This is a genomic window from Vibrio sp. 1CM7H (assembly GCF_023161645.1).
Classification (GTDB): Bacteria; Pseudomonadota; Gammaproteobacteria; order Enterobacterales; family Vibrionaceae; genus Vibrio; species Vibrio diabolicus.
The window spans coordinates 475,972-496,964 of record NZ_JALNTV010000001.1 but is presented as its reverse complement, the minus strand read 5'-3'; the positions used below and the strand labels follow the sequence as shown (position 1 = coordinate 496,964).

The 20,993-nt window shown below is 41.7% G+C and carries 20 protein-coding genes; 3 read left to right on the top strand and 17 right to left on the bottom strand.

The window, feature by feature from the left end; translation table 11 throughout:
• Positions 1-157 precede the first annotated feature (157 nt).
• The 12 genes from MSG33_RS02150 to MSG33_RS02095 form a co-directional block, all read right to left on the bottom strand.
• Positions 158-568, bottom strand: a complete 411-nt coding sequence (locus MSG33_RS02150; protein ID WP_248379655.1) for a hypothetical protein — start codon at positions 566-568, stop codon at positions 158-160.
• Positions 569-669: 101 nt separating this feature from the next.
• On the bottom strand, positions 670-1,161 hold the full coding sequence (locus tag MSG33_RS02145) for a hypothetical protein (protein ID WP_054867466.1): 492 nt from the start codon (positions 1,159-1,161) through the stop codon (positions 670-672).
• Between the two features lie 8 nt (positions 1,162-1,169).
• Positions 1,170-1,742, bottom strand: a complete 573-nt coding sequence (locus MSG33_RS02140; RefSeq protein ID WP_054867467.1) for a DUF1629 domain-containing protein — start codon at positions 1,740-1,742, stop codon at positions 1,170-1,172.
• Between the two features lie 103 nt (positions 1,743-1,845).
• A complete protein-coding gene (locus MSG33_RS02135; RefSeq protein WP_203342632.1) occupies positions 1,846-2,253 on the bottom strand; it encodes a hypothetical protein in 408 nt (135 codons plus the stop codon).
• A complete protein-coding gene (locus MSG33_RS02130; protein WP_054867469.1) occupies positions 2,254-2,820 on the bottom strand; it encodes a DUF1629 domain-containing protein in 567 nt (188 codons plus the stop codon).
• The gene (locus MSG33_RS02125) at positions 2,817-3,578 is read right to left on the bottom strand and encodes an AHH domain-containing protein (protein ID WP_203342633.1); all 762 of its coding nucleotides are present in this window, start codon (positions 3,576-3,578) and stop codon (positions 2,817-2,819) included. The genes MSG33_RS02130 and MSG33_RS02125 overlap by 4 nt, the downstream gene beginning before the upstream one ends.
• A 14-nt stretch (positions 3,579-3,592) precedes the next feature.
• Positions 3,593-5,080, bottom strand: coding sequence for a PAAR-like domain-containing protein (locus MSG33_RS02120; RefSeq protein ID WP_203342634.1), 1,488 nt, complete (start codon positions 5,078-5,080; stop codon positions 3,593-3,595).
• 148 nt (positions 5,081-5,228) lie between these two features.
• Positions 5,229-6,020 carry a type IVB secretion system protein IcmH/DotU gene (icmH, locus tag MSG33_RS02115; protein ID WP_006741083.1) on the bottom strand — a complete coding sequence of 264 codons (792 nt, stop codon included), beginning with the start codon at positions 6,018-6,020 and terminating at the stop codon, positions 5,229-5,231.
• Entirely contained in the window at positions 6,017-7,342 is a 1,326-nt protein-coding gene (gene tssK / locus MSG33_RS02110) for a type VI secretion system baseplate subunit TssK (RefSeq protein ID WP_006741084.1), read from the bottom strand. The genes icmH and tssK overlap by 4 nt, the downstream gene beginning before the upstream one ends.
• Before the next feature lie 11 nt (positions 7,343-7,353).
• On the bottom strand, positions 7,354-7,854 hold the full coding sequence (gene tssJ / locus MSG33_RS02105) for a type VI secretion system lipoprotein TssJ (RefSeq protein ID WP_005392625.1): 501 nt from the start codon (positions 7,852-7,854) through the stop codon (positions 7,354-7,356).
• On the bottom strand, positions 7,847-9,340 hold the full coding sequence (locus MSG33_RS02100; RefSeq protein WP_248379652.1) for an FHA domain-containing protein: 1,494 nt from the start codon (positions 9,338-9,340) through the stop codon (positions 7,847-7,849). Before MSG33_RS02100 ends, tssJ begins: the two co-directional genes overlap by 8 nt.
• 9 nt (positions 9,341-9,349) lie before the next feature.
• The gene (locus MSG33_RS02095; protein WP_005392629.1) at positions 9,350-9,949 is read right to left on the bottom strand and encodes a hypothetical protein; all 600 of its coding nucleotides are present in this window, start codon (positions 9,947-9,949) and stop codon (positions 9,350-9,352) included.
• A gap of 538 nt (positions 9,950-10,487) precedes the next feature.
• Between MSG33_RS02095 and MSG33_RS02090 the strand changes: the two genes are divergently transcribed.
• From MSG33_RS02090 to MSG33_RS02080, 3 genes are read left to right on the top strand one after another with little or no spacing between them, the layout of a single operon-like run.
• Positions 10,488-11,801 (top strand): type VI secretion system ImpA family N-terminal domain-containing protein, encoded by a 1,314-nt coding sequence (locus MSG33_RS02090; RefSeq protein WP_109169817.1) that lies wholly within the window; start codon positions 10,488-10,490, stop codon positions 11,799-11,801.
• Between the two features lie 27 nt (positions 11,802-11,828).
• The gene (tssM, locus tag MSG33_RS02085) at positions 11,829-15,221 is read left to right on the top strand and encodes a type VI secretion system membrane subunit TssM (protein ID WP_248379650.1); all 3,393 of its coding nucleotides are present in this window, start codon (positions 11,829-11,831) and stop codon (positions 15,219-15,221) included.
• 28 nt (positions 15,222-15,249) lie between these two features.
• A complete protein-coding gene (locus MSG33_RS02080) occupies positions 15,250-15,702 on the top strand; it encodes an Lrp/AsnC family transcriptional regulator (RefSeq protein WP_005373369.1) in 453 nt (150 codons plus the stop codon).
• A 54-nt stretch (positions 15,703-15,756) separates the two neighbouring features.
• Here the strand turns inward: MSG33_RS02080 and tssG are convergent, their stop codons facing one another.
• The 5 genes from tssG to tssB form a co-directional block, all read right to left on the bottom strand.
• Positions 15,757-16,755, bottom strand: a complete 999-nt coding sequence (gene tssG, locus MSG33_RS02075; protein WP_053807877.1) for a type VI secretion system baseplate subunit TssG — start codon at positions 16,753-16,755, stop codon at positions 15,757-15,759.
• On the bottom strand, positions 16,752-18,500 hold the full coding sequence (tssF, locus tag MSG33_RS02070) for a type VI secretion system baseplate subunit TssF (RefSeq protein ID WP_248379648.1): 1,749 nt from the start codon (positions 18,498-18,500) through the stop codon (positions 16,752-16,754). Before tssF ends, tssG begins: the two co-directional genes overlap by 4 nt.
• Positions 18,501-18,510: 10 nt before the next feature.
• The gene (gene tssE, locus MSG33_RS02065) at positions 18,511-18,921 is read right to left on the bottom strand and encodes a type VI secretion system baseplate subunit TssE (RefSeq protein WP_005392634.1); all 411 of its coding nucleotides are present in this window, start codon (positions 18,919-18,921) and stop codon (positions 18,511-18,513) included.
• 61 nt (positions 18,922-18,982) lie between these two features.
• Positions 18,983-20,458: a type VI secretion system contractile sheath large subunit gene (gene tssC, locus MSG33_RS02060; RefSeq protein ID WP_005392635.1), complete on the bottom strand. Its 1,476-nt coding sequence runs from the start codon at positions 20,456-20,458 to the stop codon at positions 18,983-18,985.
• 8 nt (positions 20,459-20,466) lie between these two features.
• Entirely contained in the window at positions 20,467-20,973 is a 507-nt protein-coding gene (gene tssB / locus MSG33_RS02055) for a type VI secretion system contractile sheath small subunit (protein ID WP_006741091.1), read from the bottom strand.
• Positions 20,974-20,993: the final 20 nt, after the last annotated feature.

Below are 20,993 nucleotides of genomic sequence, written 5' to 3'. Positions count from 1 at the left end.
TTACTGACACGTACATTGTTGCAACTTTCGTATTTTTTCGTTAACCAGATACTACGCATTGCTTGCCTAATCTTCCGAAGATTGGTCTAAACCTCTTCTAACGTTAATTAAGGCGTAAATAAAAAGCGCCTGTCGGCGCTTTAATTATCTATAGCTCTTATTGCCATGTTGGCTCGCCAAACTCTTCACAACGTTGCTTGTCGTAATTTTCAATGCGCCCGCGTTTACCTACAAACTGAACCTGAACAACCATTCCAGCTTCAACATATTCACTGAAATAATCGCAAGAAACACGAAAACTAGTATCGCGTATCACAATTGGTACCCATTCATAGCCGCCGCTGCGTGGTAAGTAAGACTTGAAGGTAATGACCCCATCATCTGAAACGTTGATTTCTTCATCATATTCATTCAACTTATAAAAGCGTTGTCCATCAAACTCTGCCTTTGCTTTTTCAATTATTTCCTTCGTTGCTGTCGATTGCATCGGCGTATTTGACACCAGTTGACACCCAACAACAGATGTCAATACGGACACAGCCAAAGCGAGTTTAGTTATTTTATTCATTTACCTAACCACTGTAGAATTATTCAACACTTACCATTTTAAAAGGAGGGAGACCATACTTTATTTTTAATAAAAGAAAAAGCGCCTTTCGGCGCTATTAATTATACATCTCTTATCCAAACGTCTTTGACGTCTTTTTTAAGAAGGTCAATCACACTTTGATGAATGAAAACTAAGCCAAAATCTTCTTCTAGTTTAAATATTAATCGTTCTTCTAAAGGAATATTTTCTAATTTAGAGAAGTCAAACTCTGTTGATTCGATGTCTAACCAGTTCAACTTGCCGTATTGTTTTTCTTTGTCCGTCAATTTATAAGTTTGATGGATATAAGGCATACGATAATCTTCGTAAACTTTAATTTCATCATCAGATGGTTGGCTTGGAGAACAATCCACGCGAGCGTCTAACCACTCTACTCCATGTACGACCAGTTTCTCTACTTTTGACGCAATATCACTGATGATAAATAGCTTTGGAGAAAAGGTCATTTCCAAAAGCAAATCTGGCTCTACTGGCACTATTGGCTTAGGGCTTTGTTGGAATGGGAAGTTACCTAGGTCTTGTTTAGTTAGTAAATGATATTGTTCTTTCATTTTAAGCCTCAGTACTTTGGTACTTCCTTATCACAATCCAATTTAAAAGCTCTTAAATCACTAAATGATTCAGTGCCACTCACAAGATCAAAAATTTCCTCACAGAAAATTGTTGCGGTCTCTGCCCCTTTAACGCGGAACAAAACTCTATTTTGAAGAGGGATTTTTTTTAATTTCTCCTCAGATAAATAAAGTTCCATAACTAACATCTTATTTCTCTTGGGTGACTTTCTCATTCTAGATTTAGATTCATCAATAACATCTAAAACATTATTTAGTGCCAACAAATAACGATTTGATAACGAGCCATCTGGTAATCTAAGTTCTGCGGGGTAACATTCGATCCCATAAGGGTCAAAACTCATCACCAGTTCAGCGAACTCCTTACTAACACAGAGATCACCATTATCCGCAATATTACCTACACCTTTAATAAAACCATCCGTAGATTCCCAAACAATAGGCTCTAAAGAGCTTGTGGGCTCAAATTGCGCTTTGCTATATAATGGCTCTCTAGTGTCAATACAAACAAAACTTGTTGTAGACTCATGAAAGTTTTCACTGATTATTGAAAAGTTCATAGTTTTAATATTTTACGTTCACTTGCATTTCTAGAATTAATAGCAATATAGTAACTTGGGCTTCATAAATTTAAAGTGCCTGCCGGGGCTTATTTAATGATTATCAATAACGTCCAAAGGGGTATGTTGTATCGTACCAAACATCTTGACAACCAGCTAGTTTTAGAGCTTGAATGAAATCTTCATGAATATATAGATCATGATTTTGATCGAAAACAAAAGCATAACAGTTTTCAATATCTAAGCTTTCCAATACAGGAAACTGTAAAAGCTCAATTGTCTTGTAATCATCAAATTGTCTTTCATAGTCCTCTGAATGTGAACCAAAATCAAATTGGGTGGGCCAAAGAAACTTGCCTTCTAACCATTTACTATCAAGGTTAGATAAAATTGAGTCCCATATAACAACCTTATTAGCTTGAAGCTTAATATAGATATCAGGATTGCAAAAAACAAACTTATTTCTTTTCTCCGGTAAAATCTTAATTATTTCTTCAAATCTTATATACATCTATAAAAACTCCGAATAATCATCAACAGAGAAAAACTCTATCCCCTGTACTTTCTGCTCAAGAAACATTTCCATAATGGACTTATGGTAAAATATTTTATCCTTCCAACCAGAATCCCTAAATATAAGTCTTTTTTCAATTTCTATGCTATCTATCAAATCATCATTTACAACCAACCTATTCATTCCAGAGATAAACTCTCCACCTTCAAATTCATCGTAAAAATCGAAGTCACTTTTATCTCTGTCAATTACGTTTATTTCATTGCAAAGCTGTAACATTTTATAAGCATGATTTCCATTATCGACAAGAGTTATGTCAACCCAGTTCACTCCAAATAAATTATTGAAAGAAATACTCTCAAAAACATCACTCCTTATTACTAGTGAAGGAATTAAAAACACATCAGTAATCTTATAACCTTCTGTAGGAGCAAACCTTTTTACAAGCGGAATTGGCTGGTTAGGATATGTAAATACGTTGGATGGAACCGAATCAGAGAGTTCATCCGGAAAATCATAAAGTGGTGTTTCAACAATTTCTCTAGCAAAGTAATAATCGCTCATTTTCCGACCTTTAAAGTTCTTTGTTTTATTTCATTATCTTGGTGATTCAGGATGCCGTGTGAAGTATTTTTCATGCGATGCTCACAATATCCTCTATTTTTACTTTTGTTTTCAGAGTCACCACCAGCACACCCGACCTTACTTACAGGAGAATAGTCATGACCATAAGTAGAAATAGTGTATAAAAAGCTGTTAAGTTTAGCTAGAATAGCTTTCGATTTTTGATTCATATGTAATGTAAATTTTTCTTTGTTGCCTGGTTTACAATACACTTTTGATTTTGCATTCTGCTTAATTGAGTCTATGTCGGAGTATACAGCTTTTATGTATTTATAATCTAAACCTCGTAGGTATGTAGCAACATCATCTTTTACTTCAACACTGGGGTCGTTTCCCTTCCAAAATTTAGTTTTAACGCTCGTGAAATCTATTCCACCATTATGGTTAGAACGGTGAACGTGAGTAGACGCTTGGCAAGCAATATCAGGCTCAGAGGGAAACATCACTCCATTTTCCCAAGAGTTAATATCATACTCATATGCTTCCCTATATTTTTTCCATTGAGGGGTATCCAAATTCTTCGTAGTAATGATATGGTGCGCTTCTAGACCACATTGATCACTCTCTACTCTGCTGTCTGCCCACGGGTGTTCCTTAAAATCGGACCCGTATCCATTGTTTTTCCGAATCTGGGCAGCTAACTTTGCACCTGACCCATTGATTAGGCTGTGATTAGGTTTTTTACGCATCTTAGTCATATCATTATCATCGCTTAATAAGCATCGCACTTTTCAGGTTTCTTCCCGCAAACTGGGCAATGAAACTCTTCGCTACCCTTTTTCTCATTCGCCTTTGCAGAATTCTTTCCTGACTGTGCAGACTCGCCGGTATTATGTTTTACTTTCGCTGGGTAAGTTTTTTCGCCCTTGCCTAGGATACGAGCAAAAAGATCATCAAACTCGCCCATCGCTTCTTTTAGTTTGTCGGGTACCATCTTGTCGATGATTTTTACCTCATCCGCTAGCTTCAAGAAATACGCACCGAGCTCATCCGCGCCCATTCTGTTTGCGTATGAAGCCAACTCGGTTGCCACTTCAATACAAGGTTTTAAAACATCACTAACAATCTGGCTGGTTTGTTTTGCATAATCCATCCAATCTAACGTGCGCAAGAACTTCTCTGGATCGCCTTTACCCATGCCTCTTAAAACAGCCAGTAAAGTATCTTTTGATGTTCCTTTTCCGCCTTTAAGGGCTACTTTACACGTACCTTTGACTGCACTACCAAATGTCGGGACACAACCGATAAGCGTTAATGAAAGAGCCAGCCAGTTTTCCGACTTTTCACGTTCTTCCTCATTCAACAACGTCATAATGTTCGCTGATAAATCGCGGACATCTGCTGCTTGATCGACAACAGGAATCATGGTCAGGGCCGTATTGGCAATGATCTGTTCTACGGAGGCATCATCGTTAAAGTCACCAAGAATGACGCCCCAAACCCAGCTTGCAGCACCAGACATTCGCGTCCAAGCATTTTCCCAGAAACCAACTTCGCCTTTCTTTGTTTCTTCAATGATCAGTTGAGCGTTAGCACTAGGATTAAAGTTCGGATTGGTCTTAGTTGGAACATTCGGCATAAAGTCTCGGCTGTCCTCGCCGTACTCTATGGCAAACTCACCCGGAGCAACGCCACCAACAGATGCTTTACCGTTGTTGTCGAGAGTTCCTTCAAACACTGCGCCAGATTGATCTGTGAGAGTGTATGTTGCGCCTTGAACGGGTTCACCGTCTGAGTATGAGAGGTATAAGTCAACCGTATACGTCCCTTCCTGCTCTTCTGTAACAGAAACCGATGGGTTTTGTGCACCGCCCAAGCACATGGTGTTGGCTTTGTTCATGGTCATTTGATCGGACAGGCGACATACGCCTTTGCCCTCAAATTTAACCGTTGGTGAAGCTGAAATAAATTTTGCTTCGGCTTCTATCGTGCCTGAGGCAACGCCTTTTCTGTCACCGCCCGCATCGCCGGTACTTTTTGAGAACGTACTGCCCTTGATAGCAACACTGTTACCGCCATCCATAGAGACCGTCGTAGTCCCACCAGCAAGGTCTGCTGATTTAGCATTGTTGCCATAAGGGATAGGAACGACTGGCTTGCCGACCTTAGTTAAACAAACATCTGGGAGCGTTGCATTCGCTTCACCACCTGAGCCTTTATGAACTATCGAAAGTCCATTCGCACCAACTGTTACGCCCATAACCAATCCATTTGAATTTTATTGATTGAATGATAAAAGAGATCGCACATTGCAATCTCTCTAAATGACTAGTGAATTTCACTAAAAGACCAGTGACATTCACAGCAAACCTTAAAACTGGCAGAAGATCTCATTTTTAGATTTCTGGTTATCTATACACTTCAAGCAGTTGCTGGAATTTTAAGTCTATGACGATGTAGGTTGCCGCATACATAAGCGCAAACGTAATCGCACTAAGACTCAAGATCAGCTTGGGTGAAATTACCCTTTTTAACGGCTTCTTTAGGTATTTAGCTTTAAGGTTGATTAAAGAAACTTTTTCTTGTTCTGCTAGGCGGTCATCTCGCACTAATCGATAAATGGTGCTGCCAATTTCCGCTAACTTTTCGTTACCACGCTCTTCACGGCCGTACTTGCCTTGGAAACCAAGTTGAAGCAATAAATAGAGAAACTCTATAACGTGACGGTATTTGCGAGGGTCGGCTTTTAAGCGGTCGAGAATAACGAAAAACTTGTCACCACCAGAGGTTTCGTTATGGAATTCAGACAGTAAGCTGTTCTGGCTCCAGTGACTATTTGCCCCCCATTCTTGCCGACAAACAGATTCATCAATCGCCGCACACAAACAGTAACGAATAACAAGAACCGAAGCACGATCGAGCTCCATTTCATTAAGTTTTCGTTCACCTTTTCGAATCTCACGTGCCACTTGTTCACGAAACGGCATCGGGTCATCAAGCCAAGGGATCGAAGACATGCAAGACAGACTGGCGATCAACCATGAGAATTGATCTACCAGCGGGTTAATGCCCATGTTGTCGATAGATAGATCTTGTACTGCGATGTTTCTCGATAAGTCAGGCGCTGGCATTACCTCCATTGGTTTGCCAGGCTCTGGTTGGAATAAGACTACGGTGACGTCTGTTTCTGCGTAACTCATAGACGAACGGCCCAAAGTTGCAATGATAAGTTAGCGAAATCGCCCGCAACGTGAATCGCAATCGCAGCAGTGTTCTTCAATGCCATCCACTCTTCGCCCGTTTTATCGAGCTCGAAATAGGTATAGCCAGCGTGATACGGCAGCGCGCGTGGCACAACTGGCATTGGTTTGATCTCAATCCCAGGCAGTTGAAGGTTAATCAAGTCGCGAATGTTATCGATTGAGCCGATCTTCGTTTGGCTGACAAACTGCGTATGCAGGACATCCAAGGTAACGTCGGCTTTAACTGCAAGAATAAAGGTCGTCGTATCAATGATCTTATTGTCAGGGATCGCTGCCGTTCTGATGCCATAGTTCTGATCTTTTAAGGTCAGTGGAATTGCTCTTTGTTCAGACATCACGCTCAATGTCATTTTCGCACTGTCTAGAACGCGAGAAAGACAGCTAGTAAGATCACCATGATTGTATTTAGTAAACTCAATAGGTCGGCGTGTCGTCGAGCACAGCGTCGAAAGCTCGCCCTCTGCCTGAAGAAGAATTCGATACAAAGACTCAGGGTGTACAGCTTCTGTGTTTGCAAAATGCCAAAACAAGGGTTCGTATCTATTGAGCGCTTGCAATAGCATAAAGTCAGAAACTGATGATACGCCTTGTTGATCCACCACTCCCAGTCGCTGAACTATGGATTCTGCGCGGTGCTTGAGCATAGAAGCAAACTCCGTCGCGAACTTATTAAGTACCGTAGATGCGTGAATATCAATACAGGTAGGAATGAAACTATCATCTAAGATCACGCTGCCATCTGGCTTCACTTCCGAGATCTTGAGGATCGGAATAGACGTGTAAGCACTTTTATCTTCATGGTCGTACATTAAGCAAAAGTTAAGCTTACCGACAACGATATTTGCCATGTCTTCCGAATCATAACAAGCATCAACCGCTTCTTGAGATTCCATCGTATAACGTGCACCGTCTTTTTTAGTGCCAAATAACTCAGAACGTTCCGATGGTAACGGACAGCACAAATAAACCACTTTATCGGCAATCGAAGGATCCACATCTTTCACTTCTGGTAGTTCAGCGAGCAGTGGAAGCTCAAATGGCGTACGGTCCTGTAGGATGCCTTCTGCACGCGTAATACCAATTTTACCGAGGGCTAGCAGTTGTGAATTAATTTCCAAACGCTTAATCCCCCAATGTAAAGGAGACGCGTTGTTGCTCAACATACTCGACAGTTTACTTTGCGAACGATCGAGTTGTTGAAAATGCTGCGGCTTCATGAACATTCCATCTTGCCAAACAACTGGATTGTATAAAGACATGTTTCTATCCCTTAAAAGTAAACCTGTTCAATGCCGCGAGTATTATCAGAAATTAACTCACTGCCTTCTAACTTGAGCTTGATGTAGTACTCGCTCTTCTCTTCAATGACTTCAACTTTACGCCATGACGAACCATCAATATCACGAAAGGCCACAGAAAAACCGACGGCACGAGTGTCAGGGTCTAGCGTTAGCATTTCATGAACTTTTCCACCTGGCTGTATTTGATATTCATAACGTTTGATGTACTCATCACCCAACGACGCTTTATCGTTTTCAAACAGCGCAAAAAAATCTAAGCTTCGGAATAAAACTGGCGAATTTAATTCGTGAAGGCGGAGAATGACCGGAGATGACTGCCCCCCATCTCTCACATTGAGTACAGGTGACGCCTCAATAACCAATTCAATGGACGAAGTTTCTGGTGTGATACCCGTCGACTCTTTAAATTGATCCCACATGGAACAACCGGACAACATGGCAAATCCGAGTAATACGGCGATACTACGCATGGTTTCCCTTAATCACTTTGTTATAGTTTTTCTTAATCAGCCCTTTTAAGGATGTTTCGTTGAGCAGGCGACGATTATTAGAGTAGAAATCTAAATATTCGCCCCACAGTTTTGACTTCGTTGAGAACAAAGATTGACTCGCCACTTTGTTAGCAAATGCAACGGGATCGTTCGTCTCTGATTGTTCTAAAATGAGCTCATTCAGCGCTTTGTTAAACATGACTTGGTGGTCATTCAACTCATCAAGCATTTGTTCTACCAGTTCATTTGGAGCCAGTAGATGTTGGCTATTGAGAGTCAGCATCAGCTCCGCAATGTTAGAGTTAGACTCACTCGTACTCTGCTCTTCTTTCAAGGACTCTACTTCGTGTAATTCTTTCTGTAGGTTATCAATACATAAGCGCAAACAAGTGCCCATTTGTTTGAACAACTGAGCTTCATTCGTCATTAGCTCAGGATTTCTTATACCCAAACCATCAAAAAACGCTTGTGCTATATCTTGAGAACAGGCGGTTGCTTCGATTCCCGCTTGCTCTTTAGTCGTACTGTTTATCGTAGGTTCTGCAGCAGGCATTTGCAGTTGCTGATTAGCTTGAGAAGAGGGAGTAAATGACTGTGTCATCTCTTCCCATTTTGAGCCTTTAGCAGTATGTTCGACGATCGTCTCGGTGGAGTTAGGTGCATGATGCTGTCTTTGAACTGCCCTATCTAGAATCGTCGTTTGGGGTTGAACCGTCTCTTCTGAGACAATATCTTCTCTATATGGCGTACCGTTCTCTACCCCTAACGAACCCTTTATTGATGCGTTACTCTTGGTCTCCGTAGCCATCCAATCTTCAGGGATGAGGCTTGGCTGATCGAACTCGGAGTATATGCTGAAACTGTCATCGATCACCTGACGTGTGCTTTCCACCGTTTTAGGCTGTTCAGGTTCTGGATGCTCATCGTCACGAATTAAATAATCATCATCTCGCTGCATTGAAAAGTTAAGGTGCGCAACAGGATCATGACAATCAATGTCATCCTGTTTAGTCTCCATAAACAAATCTTCTAAAGCGCCTACTTTTTCTTCTTCTTCGACAACTGCGTCTCCGAGGCTAACCAAAGGATCATTGGATACTCGCTCAGGGGCTATATCAGCGGCAATGTCTTGTGTCGAGGTAACATGCTCCAGAGAAACGCCAATTTCATATTGTCCTAAAGAAATAATATCGCCATCGACTATCGCAACAGGTTGATTTTTTAGTATTTTGTTTCCGTTAACCAAAGTGCCATTAGTGGATACGTCACTAATATAGTAGGTATCTCCATACACACTGATCAGGCAATGAGTGCCTGATATAAAACGGTTGTGATCGGTTAAAGACACACTACAACTTGGTGAACGCCCCATTGAACCACCACTCTCGGGCATTTCAATGTGCTTGACACCTGTATATTCCTCTGGGCATTTAGAAACAAATAGAACTAGCTGATTTGAGTGCATCTATATACCTCAAAATAGCATAGAAACAGACAGTTCAAGCCCACCTATCCCATCATTGATAACTGGGAGAATATAAGAGGCTTGAGGAATGATTTGTATATGAGCATCTGGGTTACTACCTAGCTTAATGACCGTACCAACGGCGATAACTGCACCCAGCTCGAACTGATCGATGTCCTCGACACTCTTATAGCGGTAACCTTCTGGGTCAACTTGCCAACGGTTTGAATATTGTGAGTAGCCTGCAGATAAACCAGCACCTACGTACGGTGTGAAAACGCTCCAAGAAGCCAGCGCATATTGCGGTACAACACGAAGTTCATAGTTAGTTACTTCTTGATATAGACCGCTAGCTGGCGCTTCGATATCTTCTGCTAGGTAGTTAAGCCCTAACCACCAGCGCCAACGGTTATTATTTTCATCAATAGGGCGAGAATGAACCAAGCCAAACCTCAGAGTGTCTTGTTCACCACTGTTACCTTCTTCGTAATTAATGCTATCGATAGTCAACATACTGGCAGAGAGTCCATAACGCTCTCCCTTTGCGACTGCAAAAGAAGAAAATAGACACATGGCTGAAATCAGCCCGATTTGACTTGGTTTTAGCATTTCGTCCCTCTAGGAAAACCGATATTCTACTTAGAGGCGAAAGATATCAATTATATTCTCTTTTTCAATAAGCCTAAAAAAACACCTATAACTTAATACATTTCAACTACAGGGTTGGTTATTTTACCTACAAACAAAAACTAATGGACCGAACTGAGTTAAAGCAATGAGCCTGTAAACCAATTTAATTAAATAAAAATTAAGAAGGCTCTATCACCAATTTAAGAGGGCTAATTTAAAGAACACAAACGAACAAAAAACAGACAAAATTAACAATTTAATTACATTTATTAACTCAAAAGATCGACTTCGTCATATATAAGGCTCTCCTTAAAAACAAATCGAACTATTGACATTAATATTATGAACAAAGATCACACTAAGGATAATTTAATTTATTTTTTAAGTGTTTTTATTATCTAAACAACTTCTTTTATCTATAGAATCACTTCGGTAATGCACTGCTTACAATTTAATATAACAGCAGTGGAGTCCTATATACCTTAATACTTCTATATGATCAGTTGGAATTTGCCTTATGTTTTTTAGCGACTTCGCTCGAAGACCAATCGATGAAAATAACCCAAGCGGCTCTAACCCTAATGGCTCTGAAGACTTTGACGAAATAAAACGTCAAATAAATAATCTTAATAAAGTCACCGGAAGAGTCTCTTGGAAAACGGTTCAAACACTCTCAAAAAAAATCTTGAGCACTCACGCAAAAGACTTGCGTTGTTGCTGCTACTTCACGGTCGCATCAACATATAACGATGGTCTAAGAGGCCTTGTTGAAGGGTTAAATTCATTGCTTGATGTGTGTGTCGTCTATTGGAACACCGCATACCCTGAACATTCAAAGTCAAAAGCACGAATGAGCGCAATTGAATGGATGGTGGAGCATACTGAAAAACGTATTAATAAGCACCGTGCGTTGCCGGAAGAACTTCCACTGATTGAAGCTGCGCACCAGTTGTGTTTAAGAATAGAGGAAGAGCTTCGCCTTCATTACGGTATTCAAGCGCCTTCATTTGGTCGTATTCGTCGTATCTTAAATCAATGGGCTGAACAGATAAAAGAACAACAACATGCCATAGAGTTACGCGAGAAAAAACAAGCAAATACTAACGCTGCTGCTTCCGCACAGGCAACACCTGAAATTAAAGTGAATGTATCTCCCTCTCCTGCCCCGGACTCGCCATCCCACCTCAATAACAGTGAAAAAACGACCCCAACAAAGTCCGGCCGATTTATGATCTACTTCATCATTGGCTTGATTGTTACGGCGATATGTTCACATTTTGTGTACGAACAACAACGCTATCGAACGCTGGAGCAAAAAATTAGTCAAGCTTCACTTAATGAACTTGTAAAGTTGGTCGCCTCGTTAGATTACGAAAATAAAAAATATGCCCAGTCACTGAAAACACCAACTATTAATCGCGTAGATATTATGATGAATAACTGGTTTTTAGACTCGGCCAAAGTAAGTAACGTCAGCGAGCTCGATAGCTTGACCAATGAATTAATCGCAATCTATCCAGATTCATCTTCTGCCCAGCAGTTACGTCAAAACTTTTTGACACAGAGCGCCCATTTAGAAGACCAGTTTATGGATGTGTATAAGCGATTTTCAGACGCAAGAACGGTGTTTGCCAACGTAGCTAGACAGAATGTAGATAAGAACTCTAAAACGGCGTACGAATATAGTAACTCACTATTCCCGCTTCTAGGTCGTATTGAATACGCTGAAAAGTATTCACAGCAAAAGGAAATTGACCGCGCAACCCTTTTACTGAACATCTACCTATATAAATTGAGTCAGCTACAAGCTGAAAAAACTGACAATAAATAACAATACAATTAAAGAAGTTTTAGGCTTATGTTCAAACAAAAACTGTTTAGAAATCCAGTTGTGATTTCTACTATATTAACGCTTTTAGTGGCGATAACCATTACCGCTATTTATCTTCTTTTTCTAAAAGATGCAGATAAACTGTATCTTTGGCTGAGCCTTGGTGTTATCGCCATTTTCTACGTCACTTTTCAATTCACACTATGGTTGAAAAAAAAGAACAGCGCTAAAGCTCAAAATTTGGAAACTGAGGAAGAAGCTCTTTCTATGGTTATCCAACCTCTTCTTGCTAACTCAGGGAAGAAACCAATTTATCTGATGCTTGGTAATAAAGGGTCAGGGCGACGTCAATTTTTATTTAATTCTAGTGCAATTAAACCAATGGATCGCACGAGAACCGCTAAGAATGATTTTTTTGAATGGTACGAATCTGACAGCGCTGTATACATCAAACCTGACCAACGCTTAGTGTTTCAAGAAATATCAAGCAGTGATGCTTCTTTATGGAATACATTCATCGAAGAAGTGATTCGCCACCGACCTAGAAAACCATTTTCTGGCTGTTTATTCTTCATCGACTTCGAGTTCATGATCGTCTCTGAGCCAGAACAAAAAGAGTACACTATTTCGTCGTTATTGGGGCGCTTGAGCACTATCAACTCTAAAACGTCGTCAGCATTACCCATTTATCTAATTATGTCGAAGCTAGACAAGTTAGATGGATTTAAAGAATACATGCACTTTAGCTCTCTTAAGACACGTGTAGAGTTCCTTTCTATCCCGCTGAAAGAGGCCAAAGGTGTTTTTTCAGAATACTACCGTGATAGCTACCGAAATCTAGTTAAAGTGCTTGAAAGTAACGCGCTAGATGCATCAGCTAACTCAACAGATATCGACGAGAAACAGGCAATTCTCGCTTTCCCTAAGCAGTTTGAGCTATGTCAGTCTGAAGTCAGCTATGTTCTAGAGCGTCTGTGTGATGTTAACAACGGTGTTTATTCGCTAGATATCCGTGAAATTTTCTTTAGCTCAAGTTTACAAGGCGGTCGTAAATACAATTTACTAGCAAAAAGTTGTAGTAACTACTTCAACTTACCAATTATCGCCTCTGAGCATACCCAGTTGACGGAAACACCGTATTTTTCTCGCTTTCTGATTGATTCGCAAATATTGCCTGAAAGCGATTTTGCGGGAGAAAACAAGACGTATCTTCGTCTAATTCAGAGACAAAGCCGTTTAGCCATACTCGGCTCCATTATTCTGCTTGCTGGCGGTGGTTACTTTTTTGCAACTACGTTAGACAGTAATTTACATGTGATGAATCAACTACTAAGTATTGATGACAAATCACAAGCAGAGCACGATGCAAGATTTAGTGAGCTTTTAGAAAATGCAACCAAAGCGATAGAACCGTCTTATGGGGCATGGCTTAAAGGTTCTAAGGCTTTAGATGAGGAAATATTACCACTCAATATTAGCCGTTTGGATCAAAGCACTCGCATTGCCTACGAAGCGTTACTTAAGGAAGTCGCTCAGCAGCTAATACCTCTGATTGAGAAAGGTTACCGGCTACAATTGGCACAAAATCAAAACGCTTTCACGCGCGCTTTACCTCTATTGAAGGGGTATTTAATGCTTAACGATCCATCTAAGCGTGATATCCGTTTTTTACGTCATCAAACACTCCAAATGATGAGTGATTTGAGTAACCAAAGTGACGTCGTTGATCAGGCCATGCGCTACTTAGACGCCTACTTTCGCACACAATTTGCTCCAATCGATATCAACATGGATCTTGTTCGTGCAACACGTCGCTCATTACTTGCAAATTCGAATGTCGACCTCGTGTATGCAGGCATTTTAAACGAAGCAAGCTCTATTGATTTAGGAACATTAGATCTGCAACGAGCCGTCGGTTTTGAGTTTAGCAATGTATTTAACACGCCAATCGATAGCAAACGCTTAATCGTCGATAAGATCTATACCTCCACAGGTTTTAGCACCTTTTATCGACCACGCGTGGACTTAATGTCACAACGAGTAATCAGCGACAACTGGGTTCTAGGTCTATCGCAACATGTCATTCCTACCAACGAAGAGCAAGAAGCCTTTAAAGAAGAAGTGCGAAAAAAATATACTGATGACTACATCAATAACTGGCGTAATGCGCTGAGTGAGCTCAAAGTCCAAAACTATGACAACGTTGGTGACCTGACCAACGCGATAGACTTAATCTCTGGCCCTTCTTCACCAATGACAACGGTATTGAAGCAGGTCTATGCCAACACACAATTTTCACCCGTTGGCGAAAAAAGCGCTCTAATTTCAAAACTTGACCCGAAACTCGCGGCAGCAGCAGATTCTGCATCAGATGCCGTAGAAGAAGTGGTAAAACCTGATTACTTGCTAATGCAACGTGTTGAGCAAGCCTTTCACCTATTAAACCAGCTTCAAGTGAGTGAGACACCAAACTCCCCTACTCCTTGGGATGAGACCGTTGCAGCGTTGAGTCGTGTTCGCACCTACATGAAAGACATCGCCGACGCGCCAGATCCACAAATGGCGGCGCTAGCAGCAGCACAGCATCGAATGAACAGTACTGAGGCGGACCCATTAATCAAGCTTAAACAGATTGCACAAAAATCACCAGAACCCGTTCGCAGCTGGTTACTAGATGTGGTTCAGCAAAGCTGGTCAGTAATGATTACAGAGTCCGCAAAAGGCATCCAAACTCAGTGGTACAGTGAAATTTATACCAAGTTTAAAGAGATTGGATTGGGGAAATATCCATTTGACCTAACAGCGACCGAGGAAATCTCAATTGAAGATTTCGAATTGCTATTTGCTTCAGGTGGCTTGTTAGACACATTTATTCAGAAAAACTTTGCACCGTTCTACGATACGAACTTGTGGACGCCAAAGCAGGTAGATGGTGAGACGATGCCAATCTCTCCAGCTCTGCTAGTGCAACTACGCAACTATAATGTCATTCGAGATACATTAATTAATAAAAGCACCAACCGAGTTCATATTCCGTTTAGTGCAAGAGTACTCGACCTTGACTCTAGTGCAATTAGAGCCAGTTTAAAAATTGCGGATACCAATATGAGTTACTACCACGGTCCAAGCCGAATTCGTGAAATGGCCTGGCCACCGCAAAATGGTGACTTCAATATTAGTATCACACTCCAGGATGTAACCGACGAAGGTAGACAGCACGTTTTAAATAAGAGTGGTCAATGGGCGATATACAGATTGCTAGGTGACTCGACCTTGACAAACACTCATAACGGCAGCTTTGTCAGTGACATAAAAGTGTCAGGGAGGGACTTAAGCTTACGCATCACTCCATTGACGCAGAAAAACCCATTCACTCTTGCTGAGCTATATAACTTTACGCTCCCAGAGTCGATTAAATAACAATATAAAAACAAAATAGGCAGAACACATGATTTCAAACATGACTTTACAAGGTTTAGATAAATTAGATCGAAAAATACTTTCAAGTCTATTGTCAAACGGGCGTGAGTCTATTGCGAATCTATCTCGAAACATTGGTTTGTCTCGTACAGCAGTAGCAGAAAGGATTAATCGTTTAGAAAAGACCGGTATTATCAAAGGCTATACCGCACAAATTCGTGTAGAAAACGAAGGGCGCAAAGCCGCAAGCTATCTATTGATATCTTGTGAAAAGGGTAAGAAAAATGATGTAACAAATGCGCTTAAAGAAATCCCTGAGGTTCGCTTAACAAGCGTTGTTGGTGGCAACTTTGATATTATTGCCCTAATTGAAGCGCCCGATCTGCAGTCTATTCATCATCTTTGTAACGAAATTGAGTCATTTAACGGGATTCAAAGGCTTGATACTACCGTCGTACTTCACCAGCCGATCAGCCGTTAAGCTTTTCTGACCTTTTTGATGACAACATAAAAAGCCGCTCGTAGAGCGGCTTTCTTATATGCTTCCGATAACTCGGATTTTGGCATCTTTATCACTTGGGTTACCTAACCAGAATGTTTGTCCTAAGTGGTTCCCTTCCCCATTACCTAGCTTATTCTCTGGAATACTATCTAAGTTAACTGTCAACTTTAAGTCCCACGACATCGGGTCACGCAAAATGAAACGCATCAGGCCAACCAGTGTTTTGTGTAACTCACCATCGTAGGAAAACTGCTTAAATGTTTCAAAATCGATGCTGTCGATGCAGAGATTAAATTTGCCGTTTAAGTCCGCAATGCTTTGTCCTAAGTGCAAATTTTGCCCTAATATGCAATTAGCACGGTTGAGTTTATTCCGTTGGCTTTCTGCTATTTCTACGCGGCGATATACCCACTCTTCAATGCGCACGCTAGGCAACGAGAAGTAATGTGAAACAATACCGGAAATCAGCTTCGGCGAACGCGTACGCGTAGAAAGTTGGTTTACATAAGACAGTATTTTCGCTCGATCTAACTCTGCGACCTTACTATCTTGCATTACGCTAGATAGGCCCGCCAAGTGCAGAATACGTCCAGAGAAGGCATCACTTGCCCCGCTTTGGTACTGCACGTGATATCGGTATTTCTTCCAAACCCGGTACAACAAACTGGTGTACCGATTATGGAAAAAATCAAAGAAATCTTTTACCGGATTGTCTTCAGGATCTCGCCCTGCCAGTTTCTCAGTATAAGAAGCAGGAAGTGGTGAGCTTGAACCATGCAAGCCAAGAAAGTTAGTTTCGACTCTAGAATACTGCTGGCCATTTTTCTCCATATGAGCAATAAAGTCCATATCGCTCTTTGGAAAAGATAAGTTTGGCGAAACGCTGAACTCAATACGTTCTTGGTGGAAGTACTTGTTCTCACCGACGGCGACAAAGTTAGAGTTCGGCTCTAGTTGATAATGTTTCTCTAGCAGCAAGACTGCTTGATAGAAACTAAACTCATTCGACTTATCAGAAAGTGTATTAATCATAGTATCGTCTGCTGTCCGATAAGACTTGCCCAGTTATAAACCTCGCCTGTCGCTTCATCAAACACTTCCAGTTCGGTGAAGGAGTTCACACTCGAATACAAACGGATGAATTCGTTAAGCACCGTTGCCATCAAGAACATGTCGCCTTCATTGACAAAAAATTTGGAATTGGTGACCAACTTAAACTGATTGCCGCGTACCGAAACGCCACGAAACACACGGTCGATTGGTTTCATTTCCGAAGAGATAACCCCATCAAGTCGATGAATGGATGCACGGTGCGCTTGTCTGTCAACACGAGAGTGGAAATCATAGGTAGAGAGAAGCACTTTAAGTACATCAATATTTGCCAGCGATAAGTAGTTGAGTGACATATTCGCAATTAGCTGCCACTGAAGCTCACCATTCACTTGCGGACTGACCGATTGAGTGGGCTTGGTAATATTCCTAAACGTCGCATAGGTCGGTGATTTATGAGTCGCGTAAGTGATGTCCCCCACTGACAAACGTTCCGCCAAATCTGCGTTACTACATTGCAGTTTCATGAGTACCGTTTCTGTCCCCAGTTCCGCAATATCCCCATTATGAGTATGAAATGATATGTAGCGTTCAAGGCCTCTACCGCTTACACGCTCAGCAACTTTAGATTTGTAGAACTCGCGCTTATCTCGTTGGTTAATTTGATGCTCAAATGATTCAAATTCAATCAGAGACTTTCGACGACGCTCGTCTTTACTCCAGCTTTCCACTTGCTCAATGGAATAGACTTCGTAATGCTCCTGAGTGTTGCTTTGCGGACGTACCTTGTACTCGTTACGTCGGTGCTCTAAACGAATTGGATCGCCATCTTTTTCAAATAAATTAACGGCAGGCGTACAGTGCAATTTCAAGTGTTTATCTTTAAGCACCACTTCTGACGGTAATGCACGCTTAAAGTGGAATTTGATTTTGACCGTGCTACGTTGTGGAATGCCTTTTAGCCACTCTAAGCCTTTAATGTCGAAGAACATGAACTTATCTGGCAAAGAAAAGAATTCTTGCAGCAAACGATAGCCTGCAAATGAATTTTTGCTGTATGGCAAGAGCGCTTCGTCCTCTTCATGCCCAACTGGCTTAACGTATTCTGGCCCTAAGCGATGTTTGTAACCACCACCAACATCTAATTCGACATAATCTAGGTAACGGAACAGCCATAAGAAGACAGTTCGAGTAATATGAATCTCGCCATGCAAGTGTAATCGCAGCGTGTCTAAACCGATCCGAGACAGTTCAAGACCATGCTCCGTCGATAAAGTCACATCAATCATCGAACTGGTGCGGCTGTTGGTCTGTTCGATGTTAGTGATCGCAATTGGGTATAGATTGACGTCGTAACAAGTACGGAACAAACATTGCGTGCCCTCTACCTGTTCACTCGCCATTTCTGCGCCACGTTTCACCACGGTTTTCTCAGTAACACTTCCGGTATGCGGTTTTAGTTCGCTAATGCACAAAGACGGAATCGAACGCATGTAATGTGGCCACAGCAAAGTCATCAGAGATTGCGTCAGCTCAGGCAGTTCATCATCAATCTTCTCGCGGATTCGACCTGTCAGAAAGGCAAAACCTTCGAGCAGTCGTTCGACATCTGGGTCAAAGGTTCCCTCAGAGAGAAAGTGAGTTAACTTCGGATGATATTTGGCAAACTCACTACCCGACTCACGCAAATACGTGAGTTCATCTTGAAAGTATTTACTGTTACTCAAGTGGCACCTACTAAACGTTAAATTGGCCGTCGGTTCCCATGTAGACGTCTATCGACATTGGGACTTTACCGCCGTTATGGGAAACTTCGCCGCGAATACCAAAGCCGAGTTGTAGCGGGTTATGGTGATCTTCACGATAATTAACCTCGACATTCAACAGTCGCGGTTCAAAGCGTTCTATGGTTGACGTGATGTTTTTTTGAATGTGGCGAACTAGGTTCGTGTTGTTAGAAAGTACGTCATTAAAATCTGGTAAACCATACTCATTGTCGATCATTGCATTCCCAGAATGGGTATTCAGCAAGTCTGCGAGATGAGAATGAATAGATTCAATCAAATGCTTGTGAGAAACGACTTTCTCGTAACAGTTTTTGGGCTCACCAAGCTCAATCCGCTCTAAAAGGCGATAACCTTTTTCCATCTTCACTCCTACGAAAAAAGCAGCCAGTCTTTACTGGCTGCTTTATGGTTTCAGCAATGGGTTATTGGTCTAACTTACCAACTAGAGACAAGTCGAAGCTCGCACCCATGTACTTGAAGTGAGGACGTACAGACATTGATACTTTGTACCAACCTGGGTCGCCTTCTACGTCTGACACTTCAACCTTAGCAGCACGTAGTGGACGACGACCACGGACTTCTGCTGGCGGGTTTTCCTGGTCAGAAACGTATTGACGAATCCACTTGTTCAGTTCAATTTCTAGGTCAGAACGCTCTTTCCACGAACCGATTTGCTCACGCTGTAGCACTTTGATGTAGTGCGCTAAGCGGTTGATAATGAACATGTAAGGAAGCTGAGTACCTAGCTTGTAGTTCATCTCTGCTTGTTTGCCTTCTGGCGTGTTCGCAAACACTTTCGGCTTTTGAACAGAGTTTGCAGAGAAGAACGCCGCGTTGTCAGAACCTTTACGCATAGTTAGCGCAATGAAGCCTTCTTCTGCTAGCTCGTACTCGCGACGGTCAGAAACCAGGATCTCAGTTGGGATCTTAGTTTCGATTTGACCCATGGCTTCAAAGTTGTAAACCGGTAAGTCATGCACAGTACCACCGCTTTGAGGACCAATGATGTTTGGACACCAACGGTACTTAGCGAAAGACTCACTAATTTTTGATGCCATCGCGTACGCAGAGTTACCCCATAGGTAGTTGTCATGGCTGTCTGTTACTTGCTCATCGTAGTCAAACGCCTTAATTGGGTTATCTTCTACGGAGTAAGGTGTACGTAACATGAAACGGGAAGTACACAAACCTAAGTAACGCGCATCTTCGTGTTCACGTAGACTACGCCATTTAGTGTATTGTGGGCCTTCAAATACTGACTTAAGATCTTTTAGATTCGGTAGCTCTTCATAGCTATCTAGACCAAAGAACTTCGCAGACGCAGATGTAATAAATGGAGCATGAGACATTGCACCCACGTTTGCCATGTACTCCATCAGTTTGATGTCTGGAGACGAAGCCGACATATCGTAGTCACAAATGACTGCGCCAACAGGTTTACCACCAAATTGGCCATATTCACGCGTATAGATTTGTTTGTACAAACCAGACTTCACCACTTCTGGTGCGTCTTCGAAGTCATCAAGAACTTCATCTTTCTTTGCGGAGATCAATTCAATTTGAATGTTCTCACGGAAGTCAGTGTGGTCAACCAGGTACTTAAGGCCACGCCAAGTTGATTCAATCGCTTGAACTTCTTCGTTGTGAAGAATTGCATCGACTTGCTTAGACAATTTTTGGTCGATTTCAGAGATCATCAGATCAACCAGAGATTGGTCGACTTTCTCTGTGTTCGAGCTGCTTAGTAGCTCACTGATGAATGCTTCTACGCCGCGTTTTGCAACATCAAAACCTTCATCACTTGGCTTTAAACGAGTTTCGTTAAGAATGCTATCCAGAAGTGAGCCTGATTCAACTAAGGCTGCTTCTTGTTCTGGCGCTTGTGCTTCTGCAGACATGATATTCCTTACTCTTCTTTCGCTTCTTGGTCGTTACCAATGCTTAGTTCATCCAACAGTTTCTTTCTCGCGTCTTCATCTTGAAGTACTGATGCGATCTTCTTGCGGAACGCAGGAACATTACCTAGAGGGCCTTTCAGCGCCACCAAGGCTTCGCGAAGCTCAAGTAGGCTGTTTAATTCAGGTACACTTTTCGCGATCGCTTCTGGAGAGAAGTCCTTCATGTTTTGGAACGTTAGATCAACACCGATTTGGCCGCCTTCTTCATCAGAAAGACGGTTTTCAACGTTCACTTTAACGTTTGGAGACATGCCTTCTAGCACTTCGTTAAAGTTGTCTTTATCGATATTGATTGGAGTGCGTTCTTCAATTGGCGTCTCATCTGCACGTGCAGTAAAGTCGCCAACCACCATCATGCTTAGCGGCAGTTCTACGTCTTCTTGCGTATCGCCAGTTGCTGGAACATAACGGATATTAATTCGCTCTTTAGGAGCCACCGAGCCGTCACGTGACATAATTCGTTCCTTATCTAACT